Below are 15,671 nucleotides of genomic sequence, written 5' to 3' on the forward strand. Positions count from 1 at the left end.
AACACCGATCACCAGCAAGTACGCGGGGACCAGCTACACCAGTCCCGGCATGACCATGACGACCAACGTCGCATTGGTCGGCAATGTCGCGACCTCGTGCTACCCGAACCCGTCCCCGACCCTCACCACCACGACTGTCAGCTGAGCCGGCGGACAGACGCCACGGCGTAATGACCGGCGCCCGCGCCGGTAGCCGGTGGTGAACAGAACTGGACCGGGTTGTCCCAGCAACCCGGTCCAGGTCTCACCCGAGGTGGTCCGGTGGGAGCCGCCCCTCATAGTGATTGCCCCGCTTCGGGTTTGGTGCAGCGGCAGCTACTTCGACCGAATATTCGGATGCGCACGATCACATCGGTCGCTGTGTCGTACAGTGCATATCCGACACAGCAACGGTCGCTTCGACGGCCGGAGCGGTGCCCGCTTTCGTGATGGTCGCCGGCCGCGGTTCGGGCTGCCGGCCGATCGATCGACAGGAGCCCACATGTCCGCTTCGAACGCCCGGCGGCGATCCCTACCGCACACAGGGAAAACCGTGGCCTGTACTCGTGATTCCCCGACTGCCCTCGATCCACGCCGCGCTACCGCGGCCCGCGGCATTCATCCAGTCCACCGATCTCCCTGACTCCCCGGACGAAATCGGACGCTCGGCGACCGAGCGCGCCCTGATCGGTGACTTTCGCTGAGCGGTTTGAAGTTTCGAGTGATCGAGGGAAGGCCTATGTGTCCGAGAACAACCGAACCCGCCCGGATCTCGGTCCAGCTCAGAAGGGCCCTGGAGTTCTATCACGGAACCGTCGAGGATCTGGTCCGCGAATTGATCAGAGTACTGGGCGTGAACGAGACCGATCGGCGTGCCCTGGAGATCGTCCTGCTCGAGGAGGAGAAGGCTACGACGCCGAAACTGCTGGCCGAACGGCTCGGCCTCACCGCTGCCGGCGTCACGATCATGCTCAACCGGCTGGAGAAGCAGGGCTACATCGCCCGATCGCTGCACCCGACCGATCGTCGCCGCGTGATTGTGATGGCCACCGAACTCGCGGCCCATCGCATACAGGAACTCGTCGTACCCATGATCGTCGAGAGCTACAAGATGCTGCTGAGCTCGTACGACTCCGCGGAACTCGACATAATTGCCGACTTTCTGATACGTGCGGGCGAACTGCAACAAATCCACCGGCAACGGCTGCGGAACGTGGTTCCCTATTCGAAACCCTGAAATCCTCGATCACGAAGGCTTGCCGAGTCGACAGAATTCCGAGACGCTTCGAAATCAAGTGCCCGTATTTTTGCTGTGGAAGTCCGAATGCGCAGTGCTTGCGCACTGACCTTTCGGTAAATTCCTGAATCATCGATGCCTCGCTCGGTCTTTTCGGCGAGGCGGCACCGTACTGCCCGCACTTCGGTGCTCGGCCGAACCACTGGAATTCGGTGTCCGACACTCGGGATTTCTCGGGTGGTGCAGGCGGTGCCGTCACGGATACCACAGGCCGGGTCGTCCGAAGTGGCGTCACCGGTTCCCAGCGGTCGGCGCATCTCGCGGGAGAAAGCAGTAGTTCAAATGCAAACCGAAGACAACAGCGAAGACCGAGTGGCAGAGCCGGACATCGATGCCGAGCCGCCTCGGTCGCGGATTCTGCGGTGGCGCGGCCGGCAGGCCGCGGGACCGTCGGCCGATCGGTTCCGGCGCCACATATCGCGCGCGGCTGTGGTGGCCGCATCGGTGACCGCGGCAATCGGGATAACGATCATGGTGCGGGCGGATTCCGACCCGCCGGCCCGAGCGAACGACTCGGGTGAATGCACCATAGCGGCGTTCGACCACCGCGCAATCCGAAGCCGGACCAGCATGACGAACCCGAACACGATATCGGGCGCACCGAGCGACGTCGGACCGAGCGAGATCGCTGTACCGGGCGATATCGCGGGCTCCGACACGGCTACCGATCCCGGAACCGCCCAGCCGACCCCCGATCCCACCGACCCCGGTACCGGCACGGCCCCTACGACGGAGCCGACGACAGCCATAACGCCGGATGTCCCGGCCGAAAACTCGACCGATGCGTCGGTGAGTGCGAGTTTCTCTGCCACGGTGAGCCTTTCGATCCAGGCCACAGTCGGCGTGCCGGATCCGGGTACGGCCACCTCGACCTCGGTATCCACGGTGACCGTCACCATGACTCCGACCGATACGCCGACGGTCCCGGTGACAGCCGACCCGAGCACGGTGACGGTGCCGGCAGATCGGTCGACGATCACCGTCACCTCCGAATCGGCGACCACCACGGCGCCGACCACCACGACAACGGCACCGACCAGCACCGCTACACCGGCACCGACCGGTACGACGACAACACCGACCGGCACCACAACTACGGCCACGACGGCGCCCCCGAGCGCCACCACCACCCCGACTCCGACGAGTTCTGCCCAGATCTCCACGTCACCGGAGGTGTCCACAGTACCCGTGTCGCCGACGATCGCCTCGCGGTAGTCCGGGACATCGACGCCGACCAGTGGTGCGCGCTGAGCGAGCGAATCACCATGGTCTGCCCCACTCATCCGGACCAAGGACCTTCGAGCTACCGAGGGAGCCGATGAGCATCGCCTCGAGCAGTGCGACTTCGCCTCGGGATAAGGTTCCGATGCGCCGAGGTGGTCTGCCTACGACCATATGCGAGGTGCACACGGTGCATGGGGATCGAGCTGCCGGTGCCGGCGGTCGGCGCATGCTCCTGGCTTGCGCCAGCGCGGCGGGCCGCGATCAGCGTTGGTTCCGCAGTCCCGGAAGACCGGAGGCCGTGGCCGCCGGCCGAAGAGCCGGGCAACGCGGAGTGTGCGGCGATCATTGCGCCGGTTGTTCCTGGACCCAATGGAACCCGGTGCTACGCAGGGTGAACTGGTCCGGATCCACACGGTGCAGAACCATGGTCACCGAGTGACCGCCGAGTTGGCCGGTCAGCGTGGCCTGGTCCGGGGTGGTCTGGTCGAAGGTCAACGCGGCCGGGAGTGTACCGCCATTGTCTTCGGCGGGGACTTCGATGCGGTGGGTGGCAGGGTCGACGATGCCCGGTGCCGTGACAAGTGTGCCGTCCATCAGCTGGTATGAGATCTGGCCGATATGTTCGAATACGACAGTACGCCACTGGGTGTCGTCGGTCAGCATGGGCGGGGCCGGTTGTCCGTCGCGGGTGAACTCCGATACCGACCACATGCCATACAGGGGTGGCTTCGGGCGGTCCGGTCCCACCGCCTTCCAGATATCCCAGGTGAAGTACGTGATCGATACTGTCACCCAGACAGCGAGCGCGACCTGGCACCAGGTAGCGATTCGTCGTGCGCGGGTGGTCCGGAAAGGGTAGGGCGCGGTGGATGGCCCCGTCGTGTGGTTCAGGACCAGCGCCTCGGCGAGCCTGCGTGCCTCCGGGGCCAGCAGCACAAGGCCCATGAGCAGCAGGTGGCCGGACAGGATCTTCACCGGCACACCGAAGGTCATGTTCAGAATGAATACCTGCGCCATACTGACCACCGCCAGAATCGACCCCACCAGCGCGGTTCGCGGGATGAAGAGCAAAAGCCCCGCTGTCAATTCCGCTGCGCCGAGCAGGATCTCGTATGCCGGGGACGCACCGACCTGGTTCCACAGCAGTGTGAACGGTGTGAGGTCGCCGACCGGCGTCAGCAATGTCGTGAGGGCCGGTTCGGGCATCTGCGCCGGAAACACCTTGGCCAGACCGTAATGCACCAGCTGCGCGGCGACACACAGGCGCAGTAACAGCAGCAACCACCCGGCGAGCCGCCGATACTCCACACGCCGGTCGAGCAGCGTCCACACCAGGGTGCCGACCAGCGCGATCACCAGTACGCAGAAGAGCTGAACCCAGTAGATACCCTGATCGCCACTGCCGTTCAAGTACAGGGCCACATCGACGTCGAAGAGCGTGTGTCCCACCCATGACAACGCCGGTTCCGTCAACCGGACCTGCCAGAACACCGCGTCGTCGGGTAACCAGGCGCCGAACAATCCGGTGAACTCGAACAGCATCACCGGGGAGACCAGGCAGAACAGGCCGAAGTACAGGAAGCAGAATCGGAAGACGACACGGGTGAACGGCTTCCAGCGGCGTGGTGCGGGGGCGGGCGATTCCGGCAGCGCCGGTCGGGTCGCCGTCGTGGGTGTCCGAGCGGGTACGGAGATCGGAACGGTTTGGTCGAGGTGGTTCATGAGCCCGCCACCTTGATGGCCCGGTGGTCGGCATCGGCTGTCGAGACAGTGACTTCATCGAGGAGTCGCTGCGAACCACTGCAGTCCAGGAGTAGGTGCGATCCGGGTACAGGGCATATGGCGGGCCCGCCCCCGGTGGGATCCAGCATGGCCACGGTCATCCTTCCGTCAGTGGGAGCAGGATGGTTGCCAGCAAGCGCGGCGTTCGTCCCCCCCCTGGTTTATTCGCGAGCAGAGGTTGCACCAACTCGGCGAAGTCCTGGGCGAAGCGCGCGAATTCCGCGTCGTCCAGGTGTAAGGCCACCTGCTGGTAGCCGACGCCGTCCGCCACCAGATCGATGGACTCCCTGGCGAGATAGCGGGTGAACTCCGACAGCAGGCTGCCGACGAATGCCGTGAAGTATCGTGCGTGCTCCTGCGGAGTGGCCGAAGCCAAACTCTCCGCTGTCGGGGTCAAGCCCCCCTCGGGCACCGAGTACACCCGCTCGGTCGCACCGCCGACCTTGCGCTCGGCGACCACTTCCAGCATGCCCGCTCCGGCGAGCGTCGCGATATGGCGGTAGAGCGTGGCCTGCGGCACATCCGGCAACAGCCCGGCCAGTTCGGAGGCCGTTCGGCGGGCGCCGGCTACCGAGGTCAGTATTCGGATACGCACAGGATGCAGTGCGAGGTCTGCCCAACGTTCCGATGATGCGCCCATGACTCGACGTTATCATTATCGATAACGAGAATATAGTCCTAATTCCTCGATGCCCCCTTGTGCCGGTCCCAGGGCAGGGTCCTACGGCGCGCCGGCCGCGGAGGACCGATGAGGTCGCCGCTGATGAACTCGGACTCGAGCGGTATTTCGCCCGACCGAGGGTGCGTTCGACCGGGCGAGGCAGATGAGCGTTTCGGTGTGGACGTTCTCGGCGATTTCGCCGGCTTGCCCTGCTCTCATTTTCCCGCGAGCCAGGCCGCCTCTTCGCCGGGTTCGGGTAACACCCGACCCCCCTCGACTGCGAAGTGCGCAGGGCTGCTCTGGAAGACCACCAGCACTCGGTCGGTGGGGATAGCGGTCACGCGTGTAGCCACGGCGGCGATCTCGGTGGCCAGTCTGGTGGTATCCGCTTCGGGATGCCCGTCACGCACCCAACCGCTGATCAGCAGAGGGCTGGCCGGGACACCGTCGGTGTAGACGCTGTCGGCGGGAAGGCTGGGGAATACGACGTTGACGTAGGTGCTGGGGACGTGGTTGATCTCGGAATGGATTCGCGATATCTCCGCAGCCAAGGCCGCTTTCACCGCGCCGGATAACGCAGACTCGACAGTTGTGCAGGTATAGACAGGCATGGTTCTCCCGAGTGTCCGCAGGCGTCGGTGGATGGTGTGCCCACCCACCGACGCCGCCATGGGGTGAGAAGGAAGCAGAGTGCGGTTCAGCCCAAGTGGGGCAGTTCGACTTGCGTGGGCACCACCAGAACGGTGGGCCCCTCGGCGCCCACCGCGGCGGTGAACTCACGTTTGAGCTCTTCGATCGTCTCGATCTCGGCGGCGCGGCAACCGAACCCGGTGGCCAGCGCGGCGATATCGAGGCCTGGTAGATCCAATGCGGGCACTCCCGGCGTCTTCTCGAGCAGCGCGAACGATTTGAAGATCGCGTAGGCGCCATTGCGCAGCACCACGAACACAATCGGCAACTTGTGTTGCGCGGCCGTCCAGATCGACTGGATGGAGTACTGGAAGGAGCCATCGCCGATGGTGGCGATGATGGTGCGGTCGACTCCGCGTGCGCGATCGCCGAGAGCGACCCCGACCGCGCCCGGGACTCCCCACCCGATACCGCCGCTACCGGTGGCAAAGAAGCTGCCCGAGCGCGTGGTAGGCAGCCACTGCAATTGCTCGGCGATCGTGGAGGTCGATTCCATCACCACCGCAGCATCCGCGGGCTTGACCCCGCCCACCGCCGCATACACCTCGTCTGCGGTCAGGAGCTCCGAAGGCGCCGACGAGTTGACCGCCCGGTTTCGATCCAGCGGCGTCGGTACCGGGCGCCCCTGGGCCGGGGTCATCATCTCCGCCAATCGTTCCAAAGCGATGCGGGTGTCGCCGACGAGGCTATCGCCCACCGGCGCGACGGAAGCTATATCGGGGTCGGCGGTGATTTGCAGCAGTTCGGTGCCCTCGGGCAGGTACTCGCCCGGCACGTAGGGGTAGTAGCGGAAGACCTGCGCGCCTACGACTATCACCAGGTCATGGCCTTGAAGCGTCTGGTTCACCTCGGCGATCGTCATCGGCATCGGCCCCACATAGAGCCGATGATCCTCAGGGAAGGACACACGGTCGGCCAACGCGCTTCCCCGCACCGGCGCCCCCAACTTCTCGGCGAAAGCGATCCCGGCGTCCCACCCGCCGGCCCGGTCCACTTCCGGCCCCATGACCAGCAATGGCCGCTTCGAACGATTGATCCGGTCCGCGAACCCACGCAACCGCTCGATATCCGGAGCCACACGATGGCTGAGGGTCCTCACCACAGCGGGTCCCAGCGCACGCTGGTGCCAATCATCGAGCGGGATCGATAGGAACACCGGCCCCATCGGTGGTTGCGTCGCCACCGCGTAGGCCTGCATGAACGCCGCAGGCACATCCTGAGCACGTGCCGGCTCGAAAGCCCACTTCACCCATGGACGCGGCATCGACGTCGCGTCTCTGTTGTTCAGGTAGGGGTCACACAGCGACATCTCACGGGTCTGCTGTCCTGCTGTCACGATCAGCGGGGTGCCGGCCCGATAAGCGGCCACCAGGCTGCCCATCGCGTTACCCGTGCCCGCGGCGGTGTGCAGGTTCACCAACGCCGGTTTCCCTGTCGACTGAGCGAAACCATCGGCCATCGCCAAGGCCGAGGCCTCCTGCAACGCCAACACATAGGCGAAATCGTCGGGAAAATCCTGCAGAAATGTCTGCTCGGTCGAGCCAGGATTACCGAAAACCGTGGTCAACCCCAGAGCGCGGAGAAGATCGTAGGTGACACCATGAACCGTCTTCTCGTCTGTCATTGTTTTCACCGGTCCTTACTCGGTGGAACAAAACGGGCAGGCACGAGATCCAAGAACGAACATTTCGGTCAGTGCCAACCTAACCTGCCTGGTGCCGCCCTCACCACCGCCGCCGGCAAAGATCACCCGCAGGTATCAGGAAAACCACCGACATACGCGGGGCCCTGGTAGTAATCGCCGAGAACCGGGCGGATATGGATCCCTGGTCAGAGGCTTCGGTTCATCACCGCGACACGGTCGCGAGGCGCTTCGAGGTGGTCGATGCGCTTCGCCGGGTCCGCACCGTGCCAGGTGTTCATGCGCGGCCCGGTCGGCGGCCGAAGTGTTCGACCAGTCGGGAGTAGCTGTCGTCGCCGTGGCCGGCGGCCAGCGCCTCGGCGACGAGTCGCCGGGTGTAGGTCGGCAGCGCGATATCGATTCCGCGGGCCTCGCTTTCTGCGATCACATCGTCGATGGAGGGCAGGTGGTGTTTGAGGGCGCCGAACGGGGTGGCGAATTCGGCGCGGTCGATCTCCCCGGCGAACAGCCCGAACAGCGACGGCAGCGCCGCCAGGGACGGCTCCGCCTGTTCGGCGTAGCGGCCGATCGGGATTCCGGCCTCGCGGAGCAGCGCCGCGGCGTGCAGGAACCCGTTCAGCAGGCCCCACATGATGTCGTGGAATGCCATTCCGTACAGCAGCGGCACTCCGGGGTCGGTGGACACGTAGGTCGCGCGGCCACCGAGTGCCCGCAGAACCGGTTCGTACCGGTCGAAAACCGGACGAGGGCCGCCGAAGAAGATCACCGCGTCCGGCGAGCCGATCGCGGGAGCAATGGTCATGATCTGGCCGTGCAGGTAGTCCGCACCCAAGCCGGTCACCAGATCGGCTGCGACCCGGGCTTGTTCGGAGGGGCCGTCGGTCAGGTTGACCACCGTACGCCCGCCCAGGGCGGTACCCGCCGTCCGCAGCAGCTTCTCGGCCGCTACGCCGCCCTGGACGTTGACGACCACCAGTTCGGCCGCACGGGCCGCCGCTTCCGGCGACTCCGCCGGGCGGGCGCCCGCGGCCACCAGCGGCTCGGCCTTCTCGGGGGACCGGTTCCAGACGGTGAGCGGGTGTCCGGCCGCCAGGAGCGCGGCGGCCAGCGCGGAACCCATCTCACCCAAACCGAGCAGTGCGATTGTCATCATTCTCCGATCTCGTTACTTGGTACAAGACCGTGCAACATCAACTTTTGTTGAGGTCAAGAGGGTGTGACGTAGGCGACCTCGGCCGGCACCGCGCGCCTATTGGGCAGCAACCAGGCCGCGAGGAGGCCGAGCAGGATGAGAGCGGAGGCGACGACGACCGTGCTGCGCAGACCGTCGGCGGTCGCCATCCGCAGCGTGTCGCCCTCGAGCCCGGTCGCGCCCGCGTTCGCGATGCCGACGAGCACTGCGAGTCCGGCACCGATGCCGACCTGCATGGCGGTGTTGGCCATCCCGCCCGCGGTGCCCTGCTCCTGTTCCGCGACACCGGTGCCCGCGGCGGCGTACATGGTCGGGTAGACGGTGCCCATCCCGGCGCCGTAGACCAGGATTCCGACCAGGATCGTGCGGTAGGAACCGTCGGCGACCATGCCCGCGGCGAGCAGGGCGCCGCCCAGCGCACCGAACAGCAGCCCGGCGATCAGCGTGGCGCGGATACCGATCCGCACGATCAGCCGCTCGGCGACGAAATTCGCGACCGCGATGACCAGCGAAAGGCTCAGGAACACCAGCCCGGTGACCAGCGCGCTGTAGCTCCACACGTTCTGCAGGAACAGGGTGAGGAAGTAGACGATGTTCTGCATGGTCGCGCCGAAAACGAAGATGACGGCCAGCACCGGCCCCAGCGCGCGGGCCAGCCGCAATGGCATCAGCGGGCTGTCGCTGCGCGACTCGATGGCCAGGAACGCCGCCAGCAGCGCCACCGCGAGCGCGCCGCCGCCGAGGACAGGTGCCGAAGTCCAGCCGGATTCCGGTCCCTGCGCGACGGTGAACACCAGCAGTGTTACGCCGACCGTCCCGGTGAGCGCGCCGGGCACGTCGAACCGGCCCCGATCGCGCGGACCGTCCGCGCGCAGCAGCGGGAACGCCGCCACCACGCCGACCACGACCAGCGGCACATTGATCAAGAACACTGCCTGCCAGCCGAAAGCACTGGTCAGAATGCCGCCGAGCAGGGCGCCGAGGCTGAGCCCGCCGGCCCCGGCCATCGCCCACACCGCGAGTGCGCGGATCCGCTGCCTGCCCTCCTCGAACATGGTGTTGACCAGCGAGAGTGTCGCGGGGAACAGCAGGGCCGCGCCGATGCCCTGGATCGCGCGGGCGGCGATCAGTGCGATCGTGCTGGTGGCCAGGCCCCCCAGCAGTGACGCGATACCGAACACCACCATGCCGAGCACGAACATCCGTCGCCTGCCGAGCAGGTCCGCGGACCGTCCGCCCAGTAGCAGCAGACCGCCGAAGAAGATGGCGTAGGCGCTGACCACCCACTGCATGGAATGCCCCGAGAATCCGACGTCACGGGCGATATCGGGCAGGGCGACGTAGATGATCGTGAAGTCCAGCGAGGTGATCAGGCTGGAGAAGGCGAGTAGGGCGAGTGTGGTGGCGGGACGTCTCATGACGGTGTCTTTCTCTACAGCGGATAGGGGCGGGCGGCGCGGGCGTCGTGCAGCGCGCGGGCCCACCAGATGAGCTGGTTGAGCAGCGCGGTGGCGGCCGCGCCCGCACCGGCGCTGTCGAGCGGCCGACCCGCGTCGTCGAACTTGTTCCAGCACGAGTGGAAGCTGACGGTGTCGCGGATTGCGATGGCGTGCAGTTCGCCGAACACTTGACGCAACTGTTCGGCGGCGCGCAGACCCCCGGAGACGCCGCCGTAGCAGACGAACGCGACCGGCTTGGCCTTCCACTCGTCGACGAAGGAGTCGATGGCGGTCTTGAGGGCGGCGGGATAGCCGCGGTTGTATTCGGGCGAGACGATGACGAAGGCGTCGGCCCCGGCCAGACGTTTCGACAGGGCCGCGACCGTGTCGTCGGGCTGGTCGAGATCAGCGGGGAGCGGGGTCTCGGCGAGATCGATCAGATCGAGGTCGAGTCCGCCGTGTTCGACGGCGTGACCGTGGAACCAGCGGGCGACCGTCGGCCCGAATCGCTGGGTACGGGTACTACCGATGATGATCGCCACGCGCAGGAGTTCGGATGCGGGCATCGAGTCTGCCTTCCGGTCGGGTCGTTGTCGTCACGACCTTCGCCCGGGCGACCTACGCCGCGCCTACAGTCGCCCTACACGGTCCGGAAAGCGAGCCCGTATCGTCACGATCATGCGGTTCGGTGTGCTCGGTCCCTTGACGGTGTGGACGGACCAGGACGAGCCGGTCACGATCCCGGCCGGACAGGTGCGCACGGTGCTGGCCGTGCTCCTGATACATCGGGGGCGGTCGGTATCGACCGATCGGCTCATCGAGGCGCTGTGGCCGCGGCGGGTGCCGCGGGATGCGGCGGCGGCGCTGCAGGTCAAGATCTCGCAACTGCGCAGCGCGCTGGCCGCCGCCGAACCGCGTGCGCGGGCCCTCGTGGTGTCCGGGCCCGCGGGATACAGCCTGGACGTGAGAGCCGATGCGGTGGACGCGGGCCGCTTCGAGGACTTGCTCGCCCACGTCGACCCGGACCTCCGGCAGCGCGCCGATACCATTACCACCGCGCTCGGGCTGTGGCGCGGCCCCGCGTTCACAGAGGTGGCCGATGCGGAGTTCGCGGAAGCCGAGATCGCCCGGCTGGACGAATTGCGACTGTCCGCGGTGGAATCCCGGGCCGAAGCGCTGCTCGAACTCGGCGAATACGCCGGGCTGGTCGGCGAGTTGGCGCCGTTGGTCGCCGAACATCCATTGCGCGAACGCTTGCGCGCGGCGCACTTGTGGGCGCTGTACCGGGCCGGACGGCAGAGTGACGCGCTGGCCGGGTTCACCGACCTGCGCACGCGATTGCGCACCGAGCTCGGCGTGGATCCGAGTCCTGAGATCGTTGCCGTGCACCGGGCGATCCTCGCGCAGAACCCGCTGCTCACACCCCGGTCGGCCACCGCGACGAACCTGCCGGGCCAGCTCACCGACCTCATCGGCCGGGCCGAGGCAGCGCGCGATGTGCGGATGCTGGTCGGCGCGCATCGCTTGGTGACCCTCGTCGGGCCCGGTGGTGTCGGCAAGACGCGGCTGGCGATCGAGGCGACGCGCACGCTGCTCACCGAACACCCTGACGGCGCGTGGTTCGTCGAGCTGGCCGGGATCGAGGCGACCTCCGCCGCGCGCGCGACCATCGTCGACACCGTGCACGCGGTGCTGGGCATCCGTGACGACGTCCGCTCCCCCGCCGGTCCGGTCGACCAGCTGATCAGCGCGTTGCGCGGCAAGCGGGTGCTGCTGGTCCTCGACAACTGCGAACACCTGGTGGCCGTTGTCGCCGAACTCACCGAGCGGCTCTTGCGCTCGGTCGCCGAACTACGCGTGCTGGCCACGAGCCGCGAACCACTCGGCGTCGCCGGGGAGGCCGTCTACCCGGTCGCCCCACTCGAGTTGCCGCATTCTCCCGCGGATATCGGCCCCGACTCGCTCCCGAGATTCAGCGCGGTCCGCCTGTTCACCGCACGCGCGACGGCCGCGGCGCCCGGTTTCACCCTCGATGCGGGAAACGTCGCGGCCGTCGCCACCATCTGTCGCCGACTCGACGGGATTCCGCTGGCCCTCGAGCTGGCCGCCGCGCGAGTGCGGGCGCTCGGCGTACGGGAACTGGCGGCCCGGATGGATGATCGGTTCGACCTGCTGGTCGCCGGACACCGCGGCGGGCCGAGCCGCCAGCACACGCTGCGGGCGATGATCGACTGGAGCTGGGAACAGCTCTCCGAGCCGGAACAGGCTGTACTGCGCCGCCTTTCCGTACACGCCGACGGTTTCGGGCTGGCGGCGGCGGAGTACATCAGCGCGATCGGGGAACTCCCTCGCGGGCAGGTCCTCGATCTGCTCGCCCGGCTGGTGGACCGATCGCTCGTCACGATGATCGATACCGAGGACGGACCGCGCTACCGGCTGTTGGAATCGGTCGCGCTGTACTGCTCGGAGCGGCTGAGCGAAGCCGGTGAGACCGACCCGGTGCACGAGCTGCGCAACGCGTACTACGCGACGCTGGCCGAGCAGGCACGCGACCGGCTACGCGGCGTCGAGCAGCGGCAATGGCTCGCGGTACTGGATATCGAGTACGCGAACCTGCGTGTTTCCGTGGAGGATTCATCGCGTCGCGGGGATCATATCGTCGCGCTTCGGCTGGTGGACGCGACGGCCTGGTACTGGTTCCTGCGCGGCCGCATCGGCGAGGGTGTCCGGCTGCTCGACACGGCGCTGGCCACCTCCCGCGAGGCCGCGCCCGTACTGTGGGCCAGGGCCAACGGCTGGCGCTCGGCGTTGATGCTGCTCGGCGGCGGCGACGCGGACCGTTCGGGATTGGTGCCCACCGGGCTGGCCGGGTTCGACGAGGTGGACGATCCGGCGGGTCGCGCGTTCGCCGAATGGCTGCTCGCCGAGGTGCTGCTCGGCGGCGGCGACCAGGCGCTCAGCGATACGCTGGCGCAGCGCGCGCTCGCCGGATTCCGCGCGACCGAAAACCGCTGGGGCATCGCCGCGGCCCTGAGCAGCGCCGCGCACCATGCCATGCTCCGCGGAGACCTCCCCGCCATGGCCCGCGATGCCGCCGAAAGTGCTCGGTTGTTCACCGAACTCGGCGATCGGTGGGGACAGCTGCGCGCCACCGAGCTGCTCGCCCGCCGCGCCGAGATCATCGGCGACTACCCCGAAGCCGCTCGCCTGTGCCGCGACGGTCTGTGCCGGGCCGAGGAGCTCGGGCTCTGGCCGCAGGTCGCCGACATGCTGTCCGGACTGGGCCGGCTCGCCCTGCTCGCGGGCGATCTGGACCAGGCACGCCGCCTCCACGAACGCGCGCTCGAACTGTCGGTGAGTCAGGGCCACGAGCTCGGCCGGGTCTTCGCCGAGGTGGGTCTCGGCATCGGCGCCCGGCGTGCGGGCCGCCTCGACGATGCCGAACGCCACACTCGCGCATCCCTGGACTGGAATCGCGAAGTCGGCTACGCGCCGGGCCTCGCCCACAGCCTCGCCGAACTCGGTTTCATCGCCGAACTGCGCGGCGATCCCGAACAAGCACGCGCGCTGCACGAAGAGGGGATCGCGGTGGCCCGGCGCACCGGTGACCCCCGCGCGATCGCCCTCGCACTGGAAGGACTCGCCGGAGCCGCCGCCCTGGCGGGGGATTTCGACCAGGCGAGGTCTCTGCTCGCGGACGCCACCGCGGCACGCGACGCCGCGGGAGCGCCACTGCCGGAAGAAGAACGCGCCGATGTGGACCGCATCGCGGCGGCGATCCGCGCGGCCGAGTGACCCGGGGTCTCGGCCGGTCGCCCGCCGCGCCACCCTGATCATCGGCTTGTGCTCGCGGCAGCCGGGGTTGTGAGCGGTTCCGCGGCACCGATGGTTTTCATGCGCGGCTGTGCGTGATGTGGGTGCGGGACCGTTCAAGCCCGACGGTGCATTCATCGGTCCAAGGGAGACGGCCACCATGGTGGCCGAACGGTCAGCTCACCCCGTCCTGGCGCCCAGCGCCTGTTTTACTCCCCGACTGCGATAGCGGCAGGACTGGATAGCCCGCGAGCCGCGGGCCTTACCAGCCCCTCTGCCGAATCACCGGACCGAAACCGGACAAAAACGGACGAAAACGGACTCCGGATCCTTTGCCGAAGTGTCGTCGCCGGAGGCTTACTTGAGATGTAGCGGTCGCCGCGAAGATCGGAAACCGTTGCAAGGTAAGGCTTCTCATTCAATCACGACTTGGAGTTCGACCATGGCAGCTGTTCTCACCTCCCTGACGCCTTCTTCCGGCCCGGCGACGACTTTCACTTCTGTGGTGATCGCCGGGTCCGGATTCAGTGGTGTCGGTCCCTTGACCGTGCGGTTCGGTACCAAAGCAACCACCTTCACCATCGACTCCGACACCCAGATCACCGCCATCTCCCCGACTGGGACGGGCACGGTGGACGTCACCGTCACCATCGAGCTGGACGGCACCAGCAACGCACTGCCCTACACCTACGTCTGACCGCCTCCATCGCGGTGCGGTCGGGGTGACGGCTGATCGAGATCCTCACCTCGGTGATGACTTCGAATTGCCGATTGTGGCCGGCGGTACCGCGATTGTGCTGCGCTCGCGGCCTGCCGGTCACCTTCGGCGGCCTCCAGACCCTCCTCGGTGTTCCGGCATAGGGGTTCCTCGCCGGCGTTTCGTACCCGTCGGCATAAGCGGCGATGCTCGTCCACGGCCGATCAGCCCGCTCAGTGGCAAAGACATCTACACCGCAGTGTCCGCGCGCCGCACACACCTGCGCCGTGTACCGCACCAACTGAACGGGCGACCGGCCGACCCGAACGTCTACAAACCGGACGAAATCAGACCGGGAAGACAGCGCCGAAGTGCCGCTACCGGAATACGGCTGTAACGGCCGGTCCTGCGCTCCTGCGGGAGCACCTGTTTCACCGATCATCAATTAAAGGAAAGAGAATGGCACCTGTCATCACCTCGCTGACACCCTCTTCCGGTCCTGCAGCGGGTCTCAACTCTGTCATCATCACCGGCTCCGGATTCAGTGGTGTCGGGCCGTTGACCGTCCGATTCGGCACGACGGCAACGACATTCACCATCGACTCCAATACCCAGATCACGGCCATCGCGCCGCCCGGAACCGGCACAGTGAATGTGACCGTACAGGCACTGTTGGACGGCACGAGCAACCCGCTGCCCTACACCTATGTCGGGGCTCCTACCCTGACCAGCATCAGTCCGGCTTCGGGGTCGGCGGCCGGTGGGACGACGGTCGTGCTCACCGGAACGAATCTGACCGGAGCCACCGCGGTGAGTTTCGGTGGCACCCCGGCAACGTCGTTCAGCGTGAACTCGGCGACGCAGATCACAGCAGTAGCACCCGCCCATTCGGCCGGAACAGTGCTGGTCAGGGTCACCACACCCGGCGGCACCAGCAACGGCGTCTCCTACACTTACATCGCCGTGCCGACACTGACCACGGTGGTGCCCAACACCGGTCCGGTGGCAGGCGGCACAACGGTCGTGCTCACCGGAACGAATCTGACCGGAGCCACCGCGGTGAGTTTCGGTGGCACCCCGGCAACGTCGTTCACCGTCAACTCGGCGACGAAAATCACCGCCGTCGCCCCCACGGGTGCAGCCGGAACAGTGTCGGTCACCGTCACCACACCCGGCGGCACCAGCAACGGCGTCTCCTATACCTACGTCGCGGTCCCCACACTCACCACCATCGCACCCAACGCTGGTCCGGTGG

The 15,671-nt window shown here is 66.9% G+C and carries 12 protein-coding genes; 4 read left to right on the forward strand and 8 right to left on the reverse strand.

Annotated features, from left to right (window positions below; translation table 11 throughout):
- Positions 1-718: 718 nt before the first annotated feature.
- The gene (locus NGR01S_RS29440; RefSeq protein ID WP_063042654.1) at positions 719-1,216 is read left to right on the forward strand and encodes a MarR family winged helix-turn-helix transcriptional regulator; all 498 of its coding nucleotides are present in this window, start codon (positions 719-721) and stop codon (positions 1,214-1,216) included.
- A 338-nt stretch (positions 1,217-1,554) separates the two neighbouring features.
- Here NGR01S_RS29440 and NGR01S_RS29445 read toward each other — a convergent pair whose 3' ends face one another.
- The 8 genes from NGR01S_RS29445 to NGR01S_RS29480 all read right to left on the reverse strand — a co-directional run bounded on the left by NGR01S_RS29445 (position 1,555) and on the right by NGR01S_RS29480 (position 10,472).
- Positions 1,555-2,559, reverse strand: coding sequence for a hypothetical protein (locus tag NGR01S_RS29445; protein WP_063042656.1), 1,005 nt, complete (start codon positions 2,557-2,559; stop codon positions 1,555-1,557).
- Between the two features lie 283 nt (positions 2,560-2,842).
- Positions 2,843-4,222, reverse strand: coding sequence for a DoxX family protein (locus NGR01S_RS29450; protein ID WP_245664831.1), 1,380 nt, complete (start codon positions 4,220-4,222; stop codon positions 2,843-2,845).
- Positions 4,223-4,379: 157 nt separating this feature from the next.
- Entirely contained in the window at positions 4,380-4,922 is a 543-nt protein-coding gene (locus NGR01S_RS29455; protein ID WP_063042658.1) for a helix-turn-helix domain-containing protein, read from the reverse strand.
- Between the two features lie 236 nt (positions 4,923-5,158).
- Positions 5,159-5,554 carry a tautomerase family protein gene (locus NGR01S_RS29460; RefSeq protein WP_063042660.1) on the reverse strand — a complete coding sequence of 132 codons (396 nt, stop codon included), beginning with the start codon at positions 5,552-5,554 and terminating at the stop codon, positions 5,159-5,161.
- An 86-nt stretch (positions 5,555-5,640) separates the two neighbouring features.
- Entirely contained in the window at positions 5,641-7,257 is a 1,617-nt protein-coding gene (mdlC, locus tag NGR01S_RS29465; protein WP_063042662.1) for a benzoylformate decarboxylase, read from the reverse strand.
- Positions 7,258-7,552: 295 nt separating this feature from the next.
- Positions 7,553-8,428, reverse strand: coding sequence for an NAD(P)-dependent oxidoreductase (locus NGR01S_RS29470; RefSeq protein ID WP_063042664.1), 876 nt, complete (start codon positions 8,426-8,428; stop codon positions 7,553-7,555).
- A 53-nt stretch (positions 8,429-8,481) separates the two neighbouring features.
- Positions 8,482-9,885 (reverse strand): MFS transporter, encoded by a 1,404-nt coding sequence (locus tag NGR01S_RS29475; RefSeq protein ID WP_063042666.1) that lies wholly within the window; start codon positions 9,883-9,885, stop codon positions 8,482-8,484.
- Between the two features lie 14 nt (positions 9,886-9,899).
- Positions 9,900-10,472, reverse strand: coding sequence for an NADPH-dependent FMN reductase (locus tag NGR01S_RS29480; protein ID WP_063042668.1), 573 nt, complete (start codon positions 10,470-10,472; stop codon positions 9,900-9,902).
- 112 nt (positions 10,473-10,584) lie between these two features.
- Between NGR01S_RS29480 and NGR01S_RS29485 the strand changes: the two genes are divergently transcribed.
- The 3 genes from NGR01S_RS29485 to NGR01S_RS29495 all read left to right on the forward strand — a co-directional run.
- Positions 10,585-13,701, forward strand: coding sequence for an ATP-binding protein (locus tag NGR01S_RS29485; RefSeq protein ID WP_063042670.1), 3,117 nt, complete (start codon positions 10,585-10,587; stop codon positions 13,699-13,701).
- 460 nt (positions 13,702-14,161) lie between these two features.
- A complete protein-coding gene (locus NGR01S_RS29490) occupies positions 14,162-14,416 on the forward strand; it encodes an IPT/TIG domain-containing protein (protein ID WP_084481814.1) in 255 nt (84 codons plus the stop codon).
- A gap of 459 nt (positions 14,417-14,875) precedes the next feature.
- The coding region (locus NGR01S_RS29495; protein ID WP_174551768.1) for an IPT/TIG domain-containing protein at positions 14,876-15,671 on the forward strand (796 nt) is incomplete at its 3' end.

The sequence above is a fragment of the Nocardia grenadensis NBRC 108939 genome, from assembly GCF_001613445.1.
GTDB lineage: Bacteria > Actinomycetota > Actinomycetes > Mycobacteriales > Mycobacteriaceae > Nocardia > Nocardia grenadensis.

What these genes read in the sequence shown, in the direction of transcription:
- NGR01S_RS29475 (WP_063042666.1), bottom strand. Translation starts at nt 9,885, where the DNA reads ATGAGACGTCCCGCCACCACACTCGCCCTACTCGCCTTCTCCAGCCTG.
- NGR01S_RS29470 (WP_063042664.1), bottom strand. Translation starts at nt 8,428, where the DNA reads ATGATGACAATCGCACTGCTCGGTTTGGGTGAGATGGGTTCCGCGCTG.
- mdlC (WP_063042662.1), bottom strand. Translation starts at nt 7,257, where the DNA reads ATGACAGACGAGAAGACGGTTCATGGTGTCACCTACGATCTTCTCCGC.
- NGR01S_RS29460 (WP_063042660.1), bottom strand. Translation starts at nt 5,554, where the DNA reads ATGCCTGTCTATACCTGCACAACTGTCGAGTCTGCGTTATCCGGCGCG.
- NGR01S_RS29490 (WP_084481814.1), top strand. Translation starts at nt 14,162, where the DNA reads ATGGCAGCTGTTCTCACCTCCCTGACGCCTTCTTCCGGCCCGGCGACG.
- NGR01S_RS29480 (WP_063042668.1), bottom strand. Translation starts at nt 10,472, where the DNA reads ATGCCCGCATCCGAACTCCTGCGCGTGGCGATCATCATCGGTAGTACC.
- NGR01S_RS29450 (WP_245664831.1), bottom strand. Translation starts at nt 4,222, where the DNA reads ATGAACCACCTCGACCAAACCGTTCCGATCTCCGTACCCGCTCGGACA.
- NGR01S_RS29445 (WP_063042656.1), bottom strand. Translation starts at nt 2,559, where the DNA reads ATGAGTGGGGCAGACCATGGTGATTCGCTCGCTCAGCGCGCACCACTG.
- NGR01S_RS29485 (WP_063042670.1), top strand. Translation starts at nt 10,585, where the DNA reads ATGCGGTTCGGTGTGCTCGGTCCCTTGACGGTGTGGACGGACCAGGAC.
- NGR01S_RS29455 (WP_063042658.1), bottom strand. Translation starts at nt 4,922, where the DNA reads ATGGGCGCATCATCGGAACGTTGGGCAGACCTCGCACTGCATCCTGTG.
- NGR01S_RS29440 (WP_063042654.1), top strand. Translation starts at nt 719, where the DNA reads ATGTGTCCGAGAACAACCGAACCCGCCCGGATCTCGGTCCAGCTCAGA.